This window comes from Nocardioides sp. Root151 (assembly GCF_001427925.1).
GTDB lineage: Bacteria > Actinomycetota > Actinomycetes > Propionibacteriales > Nocardioidaceae > Nocardioides.
In genome coordinates this window covers 818,840-836,833 of record NZ_LMGG01000004.1, presented here as the reverse complement: position 1 = coordinate 836,833, position 17,994 = coordinate 818,840, and the positions used below count along the sequence as shown (strand labels likewise).

At 68.7% G+C, this 17,994-nt stretch carries 17 protein-coding genes and 1 pseudogene; 10 read left to right on the top strand and 8 right to left on the bottom strand.

The features are described from left to right. Positions 1-5: 5 nt before the first annotated feature. From ASD66_RS12605 to ASD66_RS12590, 4 genes and pseudogenes are all read left to right on the top strand, one after another. Positions 6-1,229, top strand: coding sequence for an arginine deiminase (locus tag ASD66_RS12605; protein WP_056678120.1), 1,224 nt, complete (start codon positions 6-8; stop codon positions 1,227-1,229). 3 nt (positions 1,230-1,232) lie between these two features. Then, the gene (gene argF, locus ASD66_RS12600; protein WP_056678117.1) at positions 1,233-2,234 is read left to right on the top strand and encodes an ornithine carbamoyltransferase; all 1,002 of its coding nucleotides are present in this window, start codon (positions 1,233-1,235) and stop codon (positions 2,232-2,234) included. A 1-nt stretch (position 2,235) separates the two neighbouring features. After that, positions 2,236-3,135 (top strand): annotated as a pseudogene (gene arcC / locus ASD66_RS12595) (carbamate kinase); the annotation flags it as partial. Positions 3,136-3,305: 170 nt separating this feature from the next. Then, the gene (locus ASD66_RS12590) at positions 3,306-3,857 is read left to right on the top strand and encodes a flavodoxin family protein (protein ID WP_200950014.1); all 552 of its coding nucleotides are present in this window, start codon (positions 3,306-3,308) and stop codon (positions 3,855-3,857) included. A gap of 7 nt (positions 3,858-3,864) precedes the next feature. Here the strand turns inward: ASD66_RS12590 and ASD66_RS12585 are convergent, their stop codons facing one another. The 3 genes from ASD66_RS12585 to ASD66_RS12575 form a co-directional block, all read right to left on the bottom strand. Continuing rightward, positions 3,865-5,595, bottom strand: coding sequence for a GAF domain-containing sensor histidine kinase (locus ASD66_RS12585; protein WP_056678114.1), 1,731 nt, complete (start codon positions 5,593-5,595; stop codon positions 3,865-3,867). Positions 5,596-5,652: 57 nt separating this feature from the next. After that, a complete protein-coding gene (locus ASD66_RS12580; protein WP_321163504.1) occupies positions 5,653-6,318 on the bottom strand; it encodes a response regulator transcription factor in 666 nt (221 codons plus the stop codon). A gap of 78 nt (positions 6,319-6,396) precedes the next feature. After that, positions 6,397-9,114 carry an acetate--CoA ligase gene (locus tag ASD66_RS12575; RefSeq protein WP_056678112.1) on the bottom strand — a complete coding sequence of 906 codons (2,718 nt, stop codon included), beginning with the start codon at positions 9,112-9,114 and terminating at the stop codon, positions 6,397-6,399. A gap of 257 nt (positions 9,115-9,371) precedes the next feature. Here ASD66_RS12575 and ASD66_RS12570 point away from each other — a divergent pair, with 257 nt between their 5' ends. Continuing rightward, complete coding sequence (locus ASD66_RS12570) at positions 9,372-9,926, top strand: hypothetical protein (protein ID WP_235530070.1); 555 nt, start codon at positions 9,372-9,374, stop codon at positions 9,924-9,926. Between the two features lie 118 nt (positions 9,927-10,044). Here the strand turns inward: ASD66_RS12570 and ASD66_RS12565 are convergent, their stop codons facing one another. Together ASD66_RS12565 and ASD66_RS12560 are read right to left on the bottom strand one after the other, a co-directional pair. Beyond that, positions 10,045-10,305 carry a metal-sensitive transcriptional regulator gene (locus tag ASD66_RS12565; RefSeq protein WP_056891109.1) on the bottom strand — a complete coding sequence of 87 codons (261 nt, stop codon included), beginning with the start codon at positions 10,303-10,305 and terminating at the stop codon, positions 10,045-10,047. Between the two features lie 2 nt (positions 10,306-10,307). After that, a complete protein-coding gene (locus tag ASD66_RS12560; RefSeq protein ID WP_235530069.1) occupies positions 10,308-10,694 on the bottom strand; it encodes a DUF302 domain-containing protein in 387 nt (128 codons plus the stop codon). Positions 10,695-10,880: 186 nt separating this feature from the next. On the opposite strand from ASD66_RS12560, the gene ASD66_RS12555 reads away from it, so the two are divergent. The 3 genes from ASD66_RS12555 (at position 10,881) to ppdK (ending at position 14,182) form a co-directional block, all read left to right on the top strand. Then, positions 10,881-11,264, top strand: a complete 384-nt coding sequence (locus ASD66_RS12555; RefSeq protein WP_056891107.1) for a carboxymuconolactone decarboxylase family protein — start codon at positions 10,881-10,883, stop codon at positions 11,262-11,264. A gap of 11 nt (positions 11,265-11,275) precedes the next feature. Beyond that, positions 11,276-11,458, top strand: a complete 183-nt coding sequence (locus ASD66_RS24170; protein ID WP_082599469.1) for a hypothetical protein — start codon at positions 11,276-11,278, stop codon at positions 11,456-11,458. A 63-nt stretch (positions 11,459-11,521) separates the two neighbouring features. Then, on the top strand, positions 11,522-14,182 hold the full coding sequence (gene ppdK / locus ASD66_RS12550; RefSeq protein WP_056891106.1) for a pyruvate, phosphate dikinase: 2,661 nt from the start codon (positions 11,522-11,524) through the stop codon (positions 14,180-14,182). On the opposite strand, the gene ASD66_RS25690 is transcribed toward ppdK, so the two are convergent. Further along, a complete protein-coding gene (locus ASD66_RS25690) occupies positions 14,113-14,541 on the bottom strand; it encodes a DUF5655 domain-containing protein (protein WP_414858577.1) in 429 nt (142 codons plus the stop codon). The two genes, ppdK and ASD66_RS25690, sit on opposite strands and share 70 nt — an antisense overlap. Then, on the bottom strand, positions 14,538-15,950 hold the full coding sequence (locus ASD66_RS12545; RefSeq protein WP_056891105.1) for a DUF4389 domain-containing protein: 1,413 nt from the start codon (positions 15,948-15,950) through the stop codon (positions 14,538-14,540). The genes ASD66_RS25690 and ASD66_RS12545 overlap by 4 nt, the downstream gene beginning before the upstream one ends. A 184-nt stretch (positions 15,951-16,134) precedes the next feature. On the opposite strand from ASD66_RS12545, the gene ASD66_RS12540 reads away from it, so the two are divergent. Then, positions 16,135-16,590, top strand: a complete 456-nt coding sequence (locus ASD66_RS12540; protein WP_200950012.1) for a hypothetical protein — start codon at positions 16,135-16,137, stop codon at positions 16,588-16,590. Continuing rightward, positions 16,587-17,576: an Acg family FMN-binding oxidoreductase gene (locus ASD66_RS12535; protein WP_156388650.1), complete on the top strand. Its 990-nt coding sequence runs from the start codon at positions 16,587-16,589 to the stop codon at positions 17,574-17,576. The genes ASD66_RS12540 and ASD66_RS12535 overlap by 4 nt, the downstream gene beginning before the upstream one ends. Here ASD66_RS12535 and ASD66_RS12530 read toward each other — a convergent pair. Further along, the gene (locus ASD66_RS12530; protein ID WP_056891102.1) at positions 17,566-17,982 is read right to left on the bottom strand and encodes a pyridoxamine 5'-phosphate oxidase family protein; all 417 of its coding nucleotides are present in this window, start codon (positions 17,980-17,982) and stop codon (positions 17,566-17,568) included. The two genes, ASD66_RS12535 and ASD66_RS12530, sit on opposite strands and share 11 nt — an antisense overlap. Between the last annotated feature and the right edge of the window lie 12 nt (positions 17,983-17,994).

The window sequence follows — 17,994 nt, the reverse complement described above, 5'->3', positions numbered from 1 at the left end:
ACACCGTGAACCTGCACGTCGACTCGGAGGTCGGCCGGCTACGGCAGGCCATCCTGCACCGCCCGGACCTCGAGCTGAAGAGGCTGACCCCGAGCAACCATGACGACTACCTCTTCGATGACGTGCTGTGGGTCAAGCACGCGAAGCAGGAGCACGACGCCTTCGCCGACACGCTGCGTGACCGCGGGGTGACGGTGCACCTGCTTGACCAGCTGCTGACCGAGACGCTCGCCATCCCCGAGGCACGCAAGCACGTGCTCGAGTCGACCCTGGACGAGCGCGTCCACGGCCCGATGGCGCTCGATGCCCTGCATGGTCTGTTCAGCTCGATGCAACCGCGTGAGCTGACGAACCACCTGATCGGCGGCATGACCAAGGCCGAGCTGCTCGAGCGGATGGACGAACCGTCGTCGGTCGTCGTGCGCGCCATGGCAGCAGACGACTTCCTGCTCCCGCCGCTGCCCAACCACCTGTTCACCCGCGACACCTCCGCGTGGATCTACGACGGGGTGTCCGTCAACGCGATGCGCAAGCGGGCACGAATGCGCGAGACCATCCACTACGAGGCCATCTACCGCTGGCACCCCACCTTCGTGGCCGATGACTTCCTCGTCTGGGCCGACGGTACGGCGAGCGGCGCGGCCACCACGGAGGGCGGCGACATTCTGGTGCTCGGCAGGGGCGCCGTGCTGGTGGGGATGAGCGAACGCACCACGCCGCAAGGTGTCGAGCGGCTCGCGCGTCGCCTGTTCGACGCCGGGCGCGCCAGCAGGATCGTGGCCCTGGCGATGCCACAGAAGCGCGCCTTCATGCACCTCGACACGGTGATGACCATGGTCGACGACCACACCTTCACCAAATACGTCGGACTCGGGATGCTGCCGTCGTACACGATCGAGCCGGGTGACACCGAGAAGGAGCTGAAGGTGACCGCGCACGAACCGGACCAGATGCACGCGGTGATCGCCGCGGCGCTGGGCATCGACTCGATCAACGTGCTCACCGCGACGCAGGACGTGCACTCCGCCGAGCGCGAGCAGTGGGACGACGGCTGCAACGTGCTGGCCGTCGAACCGGGCGTCGTGGTCGCCTACGAACGCAACGTCACGACCAACACCCACCTCCGCAGGAACGGCATCGAGGTCATCACCATCCAGGGCAACGAGCTGGGACGTGGCCGTGGCGGACCGCGATGCATGACCTGCCCGATCGAGCGGGACGGGATCTGAACCATGGCCTTCAACCTGCGCAACCGCAGCTTCGTCAAGGAGCTCGACTTCACCCCGAAGGAATGGAAGTTCCTGCTCGACCTCGCCGCCGAGCTGAAGATCGCCAAGTACACCGGCTCCGAACAACCCCGACTGGTCGGCAGGGAGATCGCGTTGATCTTCGAGAAGGCCTCCACCCGCACGCGGTGCGCGTTCGAGGTGGCGGCCTTCGACCAGGGCGCCCAGGTGACCTATCTGGGGCCGAGCGGTTCCCACATCGGGCACAAGGAGTCGATGAAGGACACCGCACGCGTGCTGGGCCGGATGTACGACGGCATCGAGTACCGCGGCTCGGCACAGTCGGACGTCGAGACGCTCTCGGCGTACGCCGGCGTGCCGGTGTGGAACGGTCTGACCGACGAGTGGCACCCGACCCAGACCCTCTGCGACATGCTCACGATGCGCGAGCACTCGGGCAAGCAGGATGCCGAGATTTCGTTCGCCTATCTGGGCGACGCCCACAACAACGTGGGCAACTCTCTGCTGGTCGCCGGCGCACTGATGGGCATGGACGTGCGCATCGTCGCGCCCGAGCAGCTGTGGAACCAGCCCGACGTGATCTCCCGGGCCCGAGAGATCGCCGACGAGACCGGGGCCCGGATCCTGCACACCGAAGACGTCGAGGACGGCGTCGACGGTGTCGACTTCCTCTACACCGATGTGTGGGTCTCGATGGGTGAACCCGAGGAGGTGTGGACCGAACGCATCGAGCTGCTGCGCCCCTACCAGGTCAACCAGGCCGTGGTGAAGGCCACCCGCAACCCGCAGGTCAAGTTCATGCACTGCCTGCCTGCCTTCCACGACAGGCACACCGAAATCGGTGAGGAGATCTTCCGCAGCACTGGCATGGACGGGCTCGAGGTGACCGACGAGGTCTTCGAGTCGTCCCACTCGATCGTGTTCGACCAGGCGGAGAACCGCCTGCACACCATCAAGGCAGTGCTCGTCGCGACGCTGGGCGGCTGAGGTGCGCATCGTCGTGGCGCTCGGCGGCAACGCGCTGCTGCGGCGCGGGCAGAAGCCGGATGCCGACATCCAGGAACGGAACGTGCAGCGCGCCGCCGAGGCCCTGGCTCCCCTGGCCGCGGAGCACGAGCTCGTCCTCACACACGGCAACGGTCCCCAGGTGGGGGTGCTGGCGCTGCAGAGCGCGATGGACCCGCACCTCACCACGCCGTATCCCTTCGACGTGCTGGGTGCCCAGACCCAGGGGATGATCGGCTACTGGCTGCTGCAGGCCATGCAGAACCACCTGCCCGGTCGTCAGGTCGCCGCCATCATCAACCAGACCCTGGTCGAGGCTGCAGACCCGGCGTTCCGCGACCCCACCAAGTTCGTCGGAGAGATGTACACCGGCGAGGAGGCACGGCGTCTTGCGGCCGAACGAGGCTGGGCGGTCAAGCCGGACGGCGACGGTTGGCGGCGCGTGGTCGGGTCCCCGCGCCCACAGCGTGTGGTCGAGACGAGACTGATCAGGCTGCTCCTCGAGAGTGGCGCGGTGGTGGTCTGCGCAGGTGGCGGTGGCGTGCCGGTCATCCGCGACCCCCAGGGACACCTACAGGGTGTCGAGGCCGTGGTGGACAAGGACCTCACCAGTGCCGTGCTCGCCGAAGCGCTGGATGCCGACGTGCTCCTCGTGCTCACGGACGTGCCGCACGTGTTCCGCGGCTTCGGCACCCCCGACCAGCGGCCCGTGCTCCGGGCTACCCCGAGCAGCCTGCGTGCGATCACCTTCCCGGCGGGATCGATGGGGCCCAAGGTGGAGGCCGCGTGTCGATTCGTCGAGCTCACCGGGGGCGTCGCCGCCATCGGCACCCTCGAAGACGCTGCTGCCATCCTTCGCGGCGAGGCCGGAACCCTCGTGACTCCCGACGGGCTCTACGAGGGCGGCGGACTGTCACGCACAGCGGCACCGGACCAAGTGCCCCTCCCCTGGGGCACCACGGCACCTGCGTCCGCGCCGGCGAGCCAGCACGCTTGAGGGACAAGGGGCCTGACGTGGCCCACATCAGAGGTTCGGGACAGAGGAGCGTCACGATGAGCACGGAGAAGTGCCTGCGGGCCCGGGTGGTCCATGAGTCCCTGTTCGGCAACACGGCATGGATCGCCCTGGCCGTCGCCGAGGGGCTCCGGCTGGAAGGCTTCGAGACCACGGTCGTCGACGTCCGGTTCGCCGTACCCGCCGACGACCTCGACCTGCTGGTGGTCGGCGCGCCCACCCACGCGTTCTCACTCAGCCGGCCCGCGACCCGGCAGGACGCGGTCAGGCAGGGCGCACCACCGGAGACCGCTGCGCTCGGCCTGCGCGAGTGGATCGAGGGCGCCCCGTCGCCGGGCACCGGTCACGGGATGGCCGCCGTCTTCGACACGCGGGTGCGCAAGGTCCGGCACCTGCCCGTCTCCGCCGCGCGTACGGCGGCACGGCTGCTGCATCGGAAGGGCTATCACCTCGTGGTGCCCCCGCACGGCTTCCTCGTGGAGGACGTGCCGGGGCCGCTGAGCGAGGGACAGCTCAAGGAGGCGACCAGCTGGGGACGTCAGCTCGCCGTCGAGACCCGGAGCCGGATCGCGGCCGGCTCGGTGCACTGAAGCGTTCTCAGCCCGAGGGCACCGACCACTCCACGCAGGTGCCTTCGCCGGCCCTGGACGTGATCGCGCACGTGCCACCGAGCCGCACCGCGCGCTGCTTCATGTTCAGCAGCCCGCTCTCGGTCGCGCCCGCGGGCAGGCCACGGCCGTCGTCACTCACCCGCAGCCGGATCTCGTCACCGGCCGTGAGCTGTACGTCGACGGCGCTCGCCTCGGCGTGCCGGGCTGCGTTCGACAACGCCTCCCCCAGGACGGCCAGGAGGTCCGGCACGACCGTGGGCCCGATCCTGGTGCGCACCGGCCCCTCGAACTGCAGGCTCGGCCGGAACCCGAGGGTCTCGGCGGACCGGTCGACGATGCGCTGGACCTCTGCCTGGACGTCGGCGGAGTCGTCCATGGACCCCAGGGCGAAGATCGTGCGCCGGATGTCCTTGATGGTCGCGTCGAGGTCGTCGACCGCGGTGGCGAGGCGGGTGGCGATCTCCGGACGGTCGGCCAGCCGGCTCAGGCTCTGCAGGCCCAGCCCCACCGCGAACAGCCGCTGGATGACCAGGTCATGGAGGTCGCGAGCGATCCGGTCGCGGTCCTCGAACAGGGTCAGTCGGTGCTGGTCCTCCCGGGCCCGGGTGATCTCGATGGCGAGGGCTGCCTGCTCGGCGAAGCTGGCCGGCAGCGACGTGTCGAGCTCATGGAATCGCTGCGCGTTGGCGGGCACCCAGCCGAGGGCCAGCGCACCACTGACTCCGTGCGAGTTGCTCATCGGCACGATGACGACCGGCCCCAACCGCGGCCAGCCGAGCGCTGCTCCCAGGTCGAGAGCACGCTCGTCGGCGACGAAGTCCTCGACTGCGATGGGGGTGCCGCTGCGAAGCACCGCACTCGCCAGCGAGTGCTCGAACGAGACGCCCTCGGCCGCGTGCGCGTCGTGGGACACACCGGAGACGACGCGCAGGGCGAGGGTTTCGGCGGCATCGGCGACCACGACCCAGGCGATGTCGGCGTCGGCCACCTCGCGGGCCCGGTCGGCCACGGTCTGCAGGGCATCGGACCCGGCGTCGGAGAGGCTGGAGGCGATGTCGACCGTCGCACCCAGCCAGCGTTCGCGGCGTGCGGCCTCCTCGGACAGGCGGGCGTTCTCGATCGCCACCCCTGCGGCGGCGGCAAGGGCCACGACGATCCCCTCGTCCTCCTCGGTGAAGTCGCCGCCACCCTCCTTCTCGGTGAGGTAGAGGTTGCCGAACACCTTCTCGCGGGTGCGCACCGGCACTCCGAGGAACGACTTCATCGGCGGGTGGTCGGCCGGGAAGCCGTAGGACTCCGGGTGCTCGGCGAGGTCGTGCAGACGGAGCGGTTCCGGCCGGTCGATGATCAACCCGAGGATTCCGTGACCTGTGGGGAGGTCTCCGATCTTCGCCTTCTGGCCCGGCGTGAGGCCGTGGGTGATGAAGGTGCGCAGCCTGCGCTCGGGCCCGGTGTCGAGCACGCCCAGGGCCGCGTAGTGAGCCCGCGCCAGGTCGCTGGCGACCTCCACGATCCGGCTGAGCAGGGCGTCGAGGTCGAGATCGGCGCCCATGGTGACGACGGCGTCGAGGAGCAGCTTCCACCGCGACTGCTCGTCGAGGGCGCGGTGCGTCCGGTCGACCACCTCGCGCAGGAGGTCGTCGAAACTGGTCCTGGCGAGCTGCGACCGCGCCGGCTCGTCGTTCGGCCGGCCAGGATCAGGCGGCCTGATGTTCATCGTCTCTCCGCAAAGGGACTCCCTCCACTCCGACCGTAACAGCGCGGCCGGCCGGCTTCAGCGTTTCAGGTGCTTGGTTGCGAAGATGGCGGCCTGCGTGCGGCTCTGGAGGGACAACTTCGCCAGCAGCGACGACACGTAGTTCTTGACCGTCTTCTCGGCCAGGAACATGGCGCCGGCGATCTGCCTGTTGGTCATGCCCTCGCCGATCAGCTCGAGGATCTTCTGCTCCTGCTGGGTCAGCTGGTCCAGCGAAGGGTCCTTCTTGGGGCCGTTCCGGAGGCGCTCCAGCACCTGGGCGGTCACGCCCGGGTCGAGCATCGACTGGCCTGCTGCCACGCGGCGGACGGTGTCGACGAGGTCGTTGCCGTGCACCTGCTTGAGGACATAGCCGGCGGCACCGGCCATGATCGCGGAGAACAAGGCGTCATCGTCGTCGTACGAGGTGAGGATCAGCGCGGCGATGCTCGCGTCGCGTGATCGGATCTCGCGACAGACGTCGATGCCGGAGCCGTCCGGCAGCCGCCCGTCGAGGATGGCCACGTCGGGCCGCAGCGCGGGAATCCGCCGCGAGGCCTCCTGGGCCAGGCCCGACTCGCCGACGACGACGATGTCGCCCTCGGCCTCCAGCAGCTCCCGGATCCCGCGCCGGACGATCTCGTGGTCGTCGAGCAGGTAGACCTTGATCGGTTCGGGCGTCGGGGCAGTGCTGTCATGGCTCACGTCCTCACTGTACGGCGGGAGCGTGAGGCCGGGCAGGTGGCGACAGTCCCCGTCCTCACGGGACTTTCGTCCCGTCTGTCAGACGCTCCTCCGCAGCCGACGCGGCACACCGGCGTCGAGGGCCAGCGGGGTCTGAAGACGGACCTTCACGTCGACCAGCACGCACCCGTGCGGGCCGGCGAGCACCGGGTTGAGGTCCAGCTCGGCCACCTGCGGCACGTCCTCGGCCAGTTGCCCGAGCTGCACCAGGATCTCCTCCAAGCTGGCGACGTCGGAGCGTGCCGTGCCCCGGTAGCCGTCCAGCATCGGCCAGATCCGCAAGGAGCGGAGGGCGCGGGCCGCGTCACCGGCGGTGACCGGCGGGAGCAGGAAGACGCGGTCGTCCCACAGGTCGGTGGCCACTCCCCCGGCACCGACCATCACCAGGGGACCGAATCCGGGATCGCGGACCACCCCCAGGGCGATCTCGACGCCGCTCGCCACGGGTTGCACGAGAACCGGGACACTCTGACGGCCGAGCTCGCTCTCGAACTCCCGCACGACGTCCGCGACCGCCGCGGTCGTGAGCAGCCCGACGCGGACGAGGCCACGGTCGGTCTTGTGCACAACGGTCCGGTCGGCCACCTTGAGCGCCACCGGGAACCCGATCGCTGCCGCAACACCAGCTGCCGCGTCGGGGTCGGTCACGACTGTGCCGACCGGGGCGAGTCCGTAGTCGTCGAGCAGGCTCACCAGGTCACCGGTGTCGAGCCAGCCTCCCTCCGCGTCGACGCGGCCGAGCAGCTCCTCGGCGACGTGACGCGCACGCTGCGCACGGTCTCGATCGACCGGGAGCGGCTGCTGTGCCGGCTGCTTGCGCCAGGCTGCATAGCGCGCGGCCCGGCCGAGCGCGCGGACCGACGCCGGAACGCTGCGGAAGGTGGTGACGCCCGACAGCTCACCGGGGGCGACGGTCAGCCCGCCCATCGGCACCACCACCAGGGGTTTGCCGGGATGCGTGACATCGGCGAGGCGCTGCAACGAGGCGGCCGAGTCGCTCACGCCGGTGGCGACGACGACCACCACCACCGCATCCACCTCTTCGGAGGTGACGAGCAGTGAGCAGATGTCGGCGAGCGCACGCGCGTCGGCTCCTGCCCCGGCATCGATCGGGTTGCCCGTGCCGGTCGTGCCTGCGACGTGTTCCGCGATCCGGGCCTGCAGGGACGCGGAGAGCTCGGGCACCCGCAGTCCGCAGGTGTCGGCGCTGTCGGCGGCGAGCACCCCCATCCCACCGGCGTTGCTGAGGACGGCGATCCGGTTGCCGGAAGGAAGCGGCTGCTCGCTGAGCAACAACGCGGCCTCCGCCATGTCCTCGGCGCCACTGCACGCGATCACGCCCGCCTGGGCGAAGAGCGTGTCGACCCCGACGGACGAGGAGGCCGCGGCGGCCGTGTGGGAGGCACCGGCTCGCCGGCCGCCGGTCGACCGGCCGCCGACCACTGCGAGCAGGGGTTTGCGCTCCGCGAAGCGCCGGGCGAACCGGGCGAACTTCGGGGCGTTGCCGAACGACTCGAGGTAGAGCGCTGCGGCGGTCACGCGCGGGTCGTCCCGCCACGCGGCGAGCAGGTCGTTGCTCGACACGTCCGCCTTGTTGCCCAAGGACACGAAGGAGCCCACACCTAGGCCGAGCTCCCGGGCCAGGTCGCTGAGGACGATGCCCACACCACCCGACTGCGAGGCGATGGCCAAGCCGCCGACCGGAGGGACCGTGCCACTGAACGTCGCATTGAGTGAAGTGCCGGCGCCGTTGCTCATCAGGCCCAGGCAGTTCGGCCCGACGATCCTGATGTTCCGCCGCCGGGCCAGCGCCAGCATCTCGTGCTGCATCCGCGCGCCCTCGGCACCCAGCTCCTCGAAGCCCGATGAAACGACCACCGCGGCCCGCACACCCGCGTCGGCAGCGTCTTCAAGGGCGGCCAGCACGCGCCTCGCCGGAACCGCCACGACGACCAGGTCGACCCGACCGGGGATCTCGACGAGTCCGGGGTACGCCGCCACCCCGCCGAGCCGGTCCGCTTCCGGGTGCACGGCGTACACCTCGCCGGTGAAGCCACCCGTCACGACTGAACGCAGGATGGTCGCACCGATGCCGGTGCCGTCCCGGCGGACGCCCGTGACAGCGACGCTTCGCGGATAAAGGAGCGGTCGGAGCGACCTGGCCTCCGACTGGCACTCTCGTTCGTCGGCGGCGAGGAGCGCGGCCGCGGAGCTGACCGTGTCCATCTCGAGGTGGACGTCGCCTTGCTCGGCACGTCGGGATACGGCGAACCCGGCGTCGGTGAACACACGCAACATCCCGCGGTTCTCGGCGAGAATCTCGGCGACGAAGCGGCGTACGCCGCGCGCCCGGCCGGCCGCGGCGAGGTGCTCGAGCAGGAGGCTGCCCAGTCCCAGTCCGTGTTGTGAGTCGTCGACCAGGAACGCAACTTCAGCAACGTCGGGACCCACGGGTTCCGCCGTGCCGACCGCGACCAGGGCACCCGCACGCTCCACGACCAGGACCAGGGTGTCGGGGCTCACGCCCAGGTGCTCGACGTACGCCCGGGCCGCGGCACGGTTGCAGCTGAAGAATCGCAGCCGCAGGTTGTCCTCGCAGATCCCGTCGTGGAGCGCCTCGAGGGCTGGCAGGTCCTGCGGTGCCATGGGGCGAATGATGGCTATGGAGCCGTCCTGCAGCAGGACATCCGCTGGGGCCGGGTCCGCCAGGTCGATGGCCGCACCGGCCGCGTCGGTCGTGGTCGGGTCGAGTCGCACGGATCCTCCTCATGGCCCGCGCCAGCGGTGCCGTTCCGGCCCGATCGGGCCACGTTCGTCGAACGTACGGCGATCCGGCTCACCCCACACAGGGCCGAACGTGCCCAGGCACCCGGGACCAACTACCCGCGCTTCCGATGACGGACGGCACTTCAGGCCAGTCGCTCGACTGGCAAGGCTGAGGGCATCACAAGAGCCATCCATCACAGAGAAACAGGAGGTCAGCCATGATCACGTTGCATCGCCACCGTCACGAAATGACGGACTCGGTCCACATGGCCGAAGAAACCGGGACGAACACGTTCGCAGGACGGACGCTGGCCGTGCTCCGGATCGGCTTCGGCATCACGTTCCTGTGGGCGTTCTTCGACAAGCTGCTGGCACTGGGCTTTCACACCGGCTACGACCAGGCCGGCAACTTGGACCGCTACGGTGACGCCGCCTGGATCAACGGCGGCAGCCCCACCGAAGGCTTCCTGAAGTTCGGAGCCGACGGCCCGTTCCAGAGCTTCTACAACGACATTGCCGGAGCCGCCTGGGCGGACTGGCTGTTCATGCTCGGCCTGCTCGGCATCGGCGCGGCGCTGACCTTCGGCATCGGCATGCGGCTCGCCGCGGCCGCTGGCGCCCTGCTCTACGTGCTGATGTGGTCCGTCGTCCTGCCCCCGGAGAACAACCCGGTGATCGACGACCACCTCCTCGGCGCCGTCACCCTGGTGGTTCTCGCGGCACTCAGTGCCGGCGACACGTGGGGCTTCGGCAAGGTCTGGGCGAGGAACCGCGTGGTCCGGGACAACCCGGTCCTCCGGTAGAACGCCGCCAGAGCCACCCGGACTTCTCGAGGTCCGGGTGGCTTCGGCGTGCCTAGCGCAAGCAGGACCAACCGGCGGTGTGCGGTGCCGACTGAGCGCGGAAGGTTCGAGGAACGCCTCACGCGAGACTGAGGAACAGTTTCTCCATCTTCTTGATGTCGAGGCTGTCAGTACCACCCTCGGTGATGCATTGCTGGAGTCCGGTGGCGACGATCGCGAATCCGGCACGGTCAAGGGCCTTGGAGACCGCTGCGAGCTGGGTGACCACGTCTTCGCAGTCGCGGCCCTCCTCGAGCATCCGCACGACCCCGGCCAACTGACCTTGGGCACGTTTGATCCGGTTCACCACCGGCTTCATCGCCTCAGTGTCGAGCTGCATTCTCAGTTCTCCCTCGCGATTGTCTCGAGCATGTTGGACAAGCGCTCTCGGGCATCAGATGCCACGGTCCGGACCGCATCACTGTCGACCATCGCGGCCATGAAGGCGGGGTCGAACGCCTCGACCGTAGTTTGGTCACCCTTGATGCTGCGGACGACCACATTGCAAGGAAGCAGAGCCGCAATCGACGGGTCGGCGAGCAGTGCCTGGTGGGCCAGTGCCGGGCGACAAGCCCCGAGGATGACCTGCGGCGGCATGTCGACATCGAGCTTGGCCTTCAACGTGGCGCTCATGTCGATCTCGGTGATGATCCCGAACCCTTGCTCGACGAGTGCGGCCCGGACCAGTTCGACGGTCTCGGGGAAGCTCCGATCCACGGTCGTGGCCATCGTGTAACTGCTCATCGGGCTGCCTCCTGAGTGCATGGTGTGCTCAGGAATGAGCATACCCCCTGGGGTGTTTGAACAATGCAGTCTATACCCCCTAGGGTATACATGTCCGCCCCGAACAGGAGATCGATGACTGACACAGTGCCCGCCCGCCTCGTGACCACTCGTCCAGCGAAAGGAACAACCATGAGCTCCACGACCCACATCGAGCACGGCAAGGACGTCCTCACCGAACTCGCGCCCCTGCACCGCCACCTCCGACGCGCGATCCCCGAGGTCTACAAGGGCTTTGGCGAACTTCACAAGGCAGCCTTCACCGCAGGAGCGCTCGACATGAAGACCAAGGAGCTGATCGCCCTGGCGATCGGCGTCGTCGAGGGCTGCGACGGCTGCATCGCATCCCATGCCCAAGCCGCGGCACGTGCCGGAGCCACCCGCCAGGAGGCCGCCGAAGCAATCGGCGTGACCTTCCTGATGAAGGGAGGACCCGCCACCATCCACGGCCCCCGTGCCTACGACGCGTTCTGCGGCTTCGCCGCCGATGTCGAGTCAGGCGCCACACCAGCCTGAGAGGAGATCTCATGTGCCGAGCAGTTCGATGCCGCGCCTGCGCCAAGACCACCTGGTCCGGCTGCGGCTCCCACATCGCCCAGGTGAAGGCCGGCGTCCCCGACGACCAGTGGTGCCGGGGACATCCCGACGACACCAGGGCGCGCACGTCCTGGATTCGCCGGATCCTCCACCAGATCGAAGGGAAGCCATGAACCTGGACTGATTCGTGACTTTCTCCCCTGACTCCCCCCGTGCCACGTCGACATGATCGATCCATGAGTACCTACGTGTACGACTTCGCCGACGGCAGCATGGACCTGAAGGACCTCCTGGGTGGAAAGGGCGCCAACCTCGCCGAGATGACCACGCTCGGGCTTCCCGTGCCGCCAGGTTTCACCATCACCACCGAGGCCTGCCGCGCCCACCTGCAGGAGGGCAGCGACCCCGAGGCGCTCGCCGCCCAGGTGAGCCAACATCTGGTCACACTCGAGAGGGCCACGGGCCGTCGACTAGGCGACCCCACCGACCCGCTGCTGGTCAGCGTGCGCAGTGGCGCCAGATTCTCGATGCCCGGAATGATGGAGACCGTGCTCAACGTCGGCCTCAACGACCATTCGGTCGAGGGCCTGGCCGGGCAGAGCGACGACGAACGGTTCGCGTACGACTCCTACCGTCGTCTCCTCCAGATGTTCGGCTCCACCGTGCTGGGCATCGAGGACGGTGTCTTCTCCCGGGCACTGGATGCGGCGAAGCAGACCAGGGGCTCTGAACTGGATGTCGACCTCGGTACGGAAGATCTGCGTGCCCTCGTCGCGACGTACAAGGGCCTCATCGAGGAGCACGACGGTGACCCGTTCCCCCAGGATCCGCGTGAGCAGCTCGACCTCGCCATCCACGCCGTCTTCGACTCCTGGAACACCGACCGCGCAGTGCTCTACCGCCGCCAGGAACACATCCCCGAAGACCTCGGCACCGCCGTCAACGTGCAGGCGATGGTGTTCGGCAACCTCGGCACTGACTCCGGCTCAGGCGTCGCCTTCACCCGTGACCCGGCCACCGGCAAACGGGGTGTCTACGGCGACTACCTCCAGAACGCACAAGGCGAGGACGTGGTCGCCGGCATTCGCAACACCGTGTCGCTGACCGACATGGCAGCCCTCGACCGCACCTCCCACGACGAGCTGCTGGCGATCATGGAGAAGCTCGAGAAGCACTTCCGGGACATGTGCGACATCGAGTTCACCGTCGAGCACGGAAGGCTCTGGATGCTCCAGACCCGCGTCGGCAAGCGCACGCCCGAGGCGGCGTTCCGGATCGCCGAGAACATGGTCGACGAGGGCATGATCGATCTCGACGAGGCGCTCAGGCGGGTGACCGGCGCACAGTTGGCCCAACTGATGTTTCCCCGGTTCGACCACTCCGTTCCTCGCACACTGCTGGCGAAGGGAATGAACGCCTCACCCGGGGCAGCGGTCGGCAAGGCTGTGTTCGACTGGGCCACCGCCGTGGAGTGGGTTGAGCGCGGGGAGGACGTCATCCTGGTCCGCAAGGAGACGAGCCCCGACGACCTGCACGGCATGGTCGTCGCGAAGGGGATCCTGACCAGCAGAGGCGGGAAGACCTCGCACGCAGCCGTGGTGGCACGCGGTATGGGGCGCACGTGTGTCTGTGGGGCCGCGGCCCTCGACGTCGACACGAGGAACGCGCAGTTCACGGTGCGTGGCGGCCCGACGATCCGTGAGGGTGACGTGATCTCGATCGACGGCACCACGGGTGAGGTCTTCGCCGGGGGCGTTCCGGTGACCGACTCCGCGGTCGTGCGCTGGTTCGAGGGCGACGACGTCGACGACCCACTCGTGCACGCGGTTGCACGACTCATGGAGCACGCGGACAACACGCGTCGACTGCTGGTCAGGGCCAATGCCGACACCGCGGATGACGCGGCCCGCGCGCGCAGGTTCGGAGCCCAGGGCATCGGTCTCTGTCGCACCGAGCACATGTTCCTCGGCGAGCGCCGCGAACTCGTCGAGCACCTGATCGTCGCTGAAGCCCAGGAAGGCCGGGACAAGGCCCTGGCGGAACTGCTCCCACTGCAGAAGGCCGACTTCATGGCGATCCTCGAGGCGATGGACGGACTGCCGGTCACCATCCGGTTGATCGACCCACCGCTCCACGAGTTCCTGCCCGACATCACCGAGCTGTCGGTGAACCTGGCCCTTGCGGATGCCCACGGACATCGCAACAAGCGCCAGCGCAAGCTGCTCGAGGCCGTCCAGCGCCTGCACGAGCAGAATCCGATGCTCGGACTGCGCGGTGTCCGTCTGGGCATCGTCATCCCCGGCCTCTTCACCATGCAGGCCCGAGCGATCCTCGAGGCCGCGGCGGAGCGGATCCAGGCCGGTGGTGACCCGCACCCGGAGATCATGATCCCGCTGGTCGGCTCGGTCCGCGAGCTGGATCTCGTCAAGGGGCGCATCCTCGAGGTCGCCGCGGACGTCCGATCAGAGACAGGGGTGGAGGTGCCCTTCCACGTCGGCACCATGATCGAGCTGCCCCGCGCGGCCCTGACCGCCGACGCGATCGGCCGCTCCGCCGACTTCTTCTCCTTTGGCACCAACGACCTCACCCAGATGACCTGGGGCTTCTCACGCGACGACGTCGAGGCTTCGTTCTTCTCCACCTATCTGGAGCAGGGCGTCTTCCAGGTGTCACCGTTCGAGTCGCTGGACACCGAGGGGGTGGGTGCCTTGGTGCGCCTCGCCGCCGAGCGGGGCCGCGAAGCCAACCCCGATCTGCACCTCGGCGTGTGCGGCGAGCACGGAGGCGACCCCGATTCGATCCACTTCTTCGACGACGCCGGCCTCGACTACGTGTCGTGTTCGCCCTTCCGGGTCCCGATCGCCCGGCTGGAGGCAGGTCGCTCCACTTTGGAATGACCGGTGACCGTGGCGGCTGCCCAGGCTTCGACGAGCCAGCCACGGACCTCGTCATCGACGTCAGCCACGTCGCGTAGCTCGAGATGGTTCATCCACGTCCCGGCTGAGGGGTGCACCACCTGTTTCACTCGTGCTGATTGCAGTGCCCGGGGCAGCGCCACGGACAGCACGACGGGCACGTCGGAAGCGACGTATCGGCCCGGACACCACAACATGGCGAACGCCCGGTCCCGACGGAACCCGACTTGTGACCTGCTGACCCGCCCCCTGACTCCGTCCAGGAGAAGTAGCGTCCGCCGGATCTCGTCGTGGATGGCGAGCGCGACAGGGTCACCGTCGAAAACCTCCTCGGGAGTCACCGCCTCCGAGCCGCCAGCCACAGGCCGACACCTCCGCCGCACAAGAACGCCAGGCCTGCCCACAGAAGTCCGGATGCGAGCTTGTCCAGCACCGGCAGCGTTGCGCCCACCCGGACCGAGGCCTGCAGGGGGGCGGTTCCGTCCGCGTTCATCACGACCACCGACCACGAACCTTCTCGTGGCGTGAACGTGATCCGCTGTGTGCCTGACCCCACCGCCGAGGCCGCCCAGATCTGGCTGTCCCCCGGTGGGATCCCCGGTGCACCACCGGCCGTGAACCGGTAGTCCGGGTCGCCGTATTCGTCGAGCGGGTCCCGGACCACGGAGTGCGCGACCCCGGAGAGGTAGCCCGCCACGTCGTCGCGCTGGGCGATGCCGATGAAGACTTCTCCGTCTGGCGCCCGGGCCTCGATCCTGACCGTTCCAATGACCTTCTTCGGAAGGTCCACGATGGTGGTGTCGTTTCGGATCTCGGCCTCCTCGGAGACCAGTGCATGCCCCTGCGTCCGCAAGTCCACTGCCGAACTGGTGATGTAGCCGTCACCGTCGCGGGCAACTTCGTCGAAGACCTTCAGGGTGACCCCGCCACTCAACAGTCCGAGGGCGCCGATGAGCGCCACGCTGGCCACGATCACGGCCACGATGCGTCCGACTCCCCAAGCCTGGCGACTGGGCACCTTCGGCGGAGCAACCGTGTCCTCGCCGGCCGCGTTGGAGTCGTCGGGAAGGTCCGCGCCACCGTGCCCACCGCGGCCGGCTGGGTCGTCACCACCTTGGTCCAGGCGGAAGGGCGGGTAGCGGTCAGTCATCAGGGTCGCGTACGCCGCAACCCTCAGCGCCCACCGGTTCAGGCCGATCACGAGGTCGAAGATGCCTCGGGGGTAGCGCCCGGTGACCAGGAGCACGACGCCTGCGACGAGCACCAGCAGCGGGACCAGTCCCCAACCGCCGGCCCTGTCCTCAGCGCCGGAGGCGGCGTACCCACCACCACCGATGAGGAGGCCCAGCACTAGGTAGTGCGGGATTGCCAGCAGCCACCACTTGACCAGAGCCAGACCACGGGAGAGGTGCTCCGGGTGGACGACCTCGAGGCGCGCCGGGTAGTCGGCCCGCTCGGCCAGGCTGAACGGCGGGTACTGATCGGTGCCCAGGGCGCCGTAGGAGAAGTAGGCAACACGCCAGGTCCAGCGCAACACCCCCACGTTGAAGTCGAAGATCGGGCGCGGGTAGCGCCCGGTCACCACGATGGCGACCAAGGCCACCACCGTCAGGACGAGAAAGGCGAGCCACAGGAACGCCAGCACGACGTAGTGAGGGAGGACCAGGATCCACTTCACCAGCCAGAGCCAACGACTGAGCTGTGCCTGCAGGGTCGCATCCACACGGACGGGATAGGCGGGACTGTCCATCGGTTCTCCTCCTGGAGGGGCTCGCACGCGCGGGTCGTACTCGGCCGCTCGGACCGGCATGACGCCATGCAACCGCCGTGTCGTGCGGGCCGGCAGGGTCCGCCGTACCCGCCGAGCCGGGACCAACGACCCTGTGGCCGCCCCTGACCGTGCTGGATCGTTGGACATGACGAAGGGACACCTGATGACCACCGCAACACGCGCCGTTCCAGCAACGACCCAGGACAGGGAGCCGCTCGGCCCGTTCCCGCTCCACCATGCCCTGGGGCGCCGCCTCGTCGGCGGTTTCTTCCTGGTCATGGGTGGCGTTCACCTCGGTCTGGTCTCCGCCGACCCACAGACGTACGCCGGATTCGCCGACCACGGACTGTTCCCGTTCGTCCGCGACGGATGGCAACAGATCGTGATGGCCGAACCTGCCGTCTACGGTCTCCTGTTGATGACCGGCGAGATCGCCATGGGCACCGCCCTTCTGGTCGGGGGCCGCGCGGCGAGGTACGGCTGGGCCGGAGTCATCGTCTTCCACCTGTTGCTGCTGCTGTTCGGCTGGGGAGTCTGGGTGTGGTCGATCCCCGCGCTGGCCGTCCTGGTGCCGCTGGCACTGCGCGACCTCCGCACGTCGCCTGAGTCACTGTCATGACGGGCGATGGAGCCGCAAAAACCAAGGTGGTCCCGGCGCGCATCCTGCGCGACATCGTCGGGCACGCCTGCATGGCACCCAGCGTCCACAACACCCAACCGTGGTCCTGGCATGCCTCCGGCAACACGCTCGAGCTGTTCGCCGACACCGGGCGTCAGCTCACCGTGGCCGATACCCGCGGTCGGAACCTGGTGATCAGCTGTGGTGCCGCACTTCACCATGCCCAGGTCGCGGCCAGAGCACTCGGTTGGGAGCCCACCGTCACCCGACTCCCGGACGGTGACGGTTCGACGCTCCTGGCCCGGATCAGGCTCACGCCCGCAACACCGCCGCCGGACGCCGCGGAGGCGCTGCAGGCTATCCGCGATCGCTGCACGGATCGTCGTCGGTTCACGTCGTGGCCGGTGCCCGAGGAGCGCCTCCGCCACCTAGCGGCCACCGCCGACGAGTGGGGCGCACATGTGATGGTCGTGCAGGATCTCGCCGAGAAGCTCCGCACCGAACTCCTCGTCGGCCGGGCACTCGACCGTCAGGCGACCGATGAACCACTCGCCGAAGAACAACGGCAGTGGGTCAACCACAGCGCTCGCGATGGCGTCCCCGGCGTAGTCATCCCCGCGAACGCGCCGAACGACACACACCTGCGCACGCGCTTCGGAAGCGGTCTCCTCACCGAGCCGGAGCGGGAGCTCGAAGGAGCAGACGGGCTGTTGGTGATGCGGGGTGCATCGGACGACTCCCCCGCCTGGTTGCGGACCGGCGAGGGCCTGAGCGCCCTGTGGCTGCGGGCGACCCGGGAGGGCCTCTCGGTGGTGCCGCTGAGCCAGGTCATCGAGGTCGACGAGACACGCGAACGCCTGCGCGCCGAGGTCCTCCACGGAATGGGCACCCCGCATCTCCTGGTCCGGGTCGGTTGGCAGGCGATCAGCCGAGGGGCTCTCCCCAGGACGCCGCGCCGGCCGCTGGACGACGTACTCAGCTGGTGATCGGCCGGCGGAGGACGAAGCGGCGGCCGGTGACCACTGAGGGGCTCAGCTCCACGACGTCGAACTTGAGTGTGGGCAGCCACGACTCCGGTGACTTCTCTCCGAGACGGTGCTGTTCGTCCTCACCGAGTCGCCGGAGTGTGCCCCGAGCGACGACGGACCAGGCGGACTCGTCGTCGTACCAGTCGATCTCGAAGGCCACCTCAGAGTGCATGGCCGCGGCCAGCAGCTTGTTGCCCGAGTCCGTGGGGAAGAGCAGCATGCGCCGCGCCACCGAGTAGTTGAGCGGCACTATGTGCACCTCGGTGACCAGTCGGAAGGCCAGCCGGCCGAACTCCTCGCCCTCGAGCAGTGCCCAGCACTGTTCGGACGTCAGTTCCGTGACGGCGTCCTCGATGTGTTCCATCACCGGTCCTCC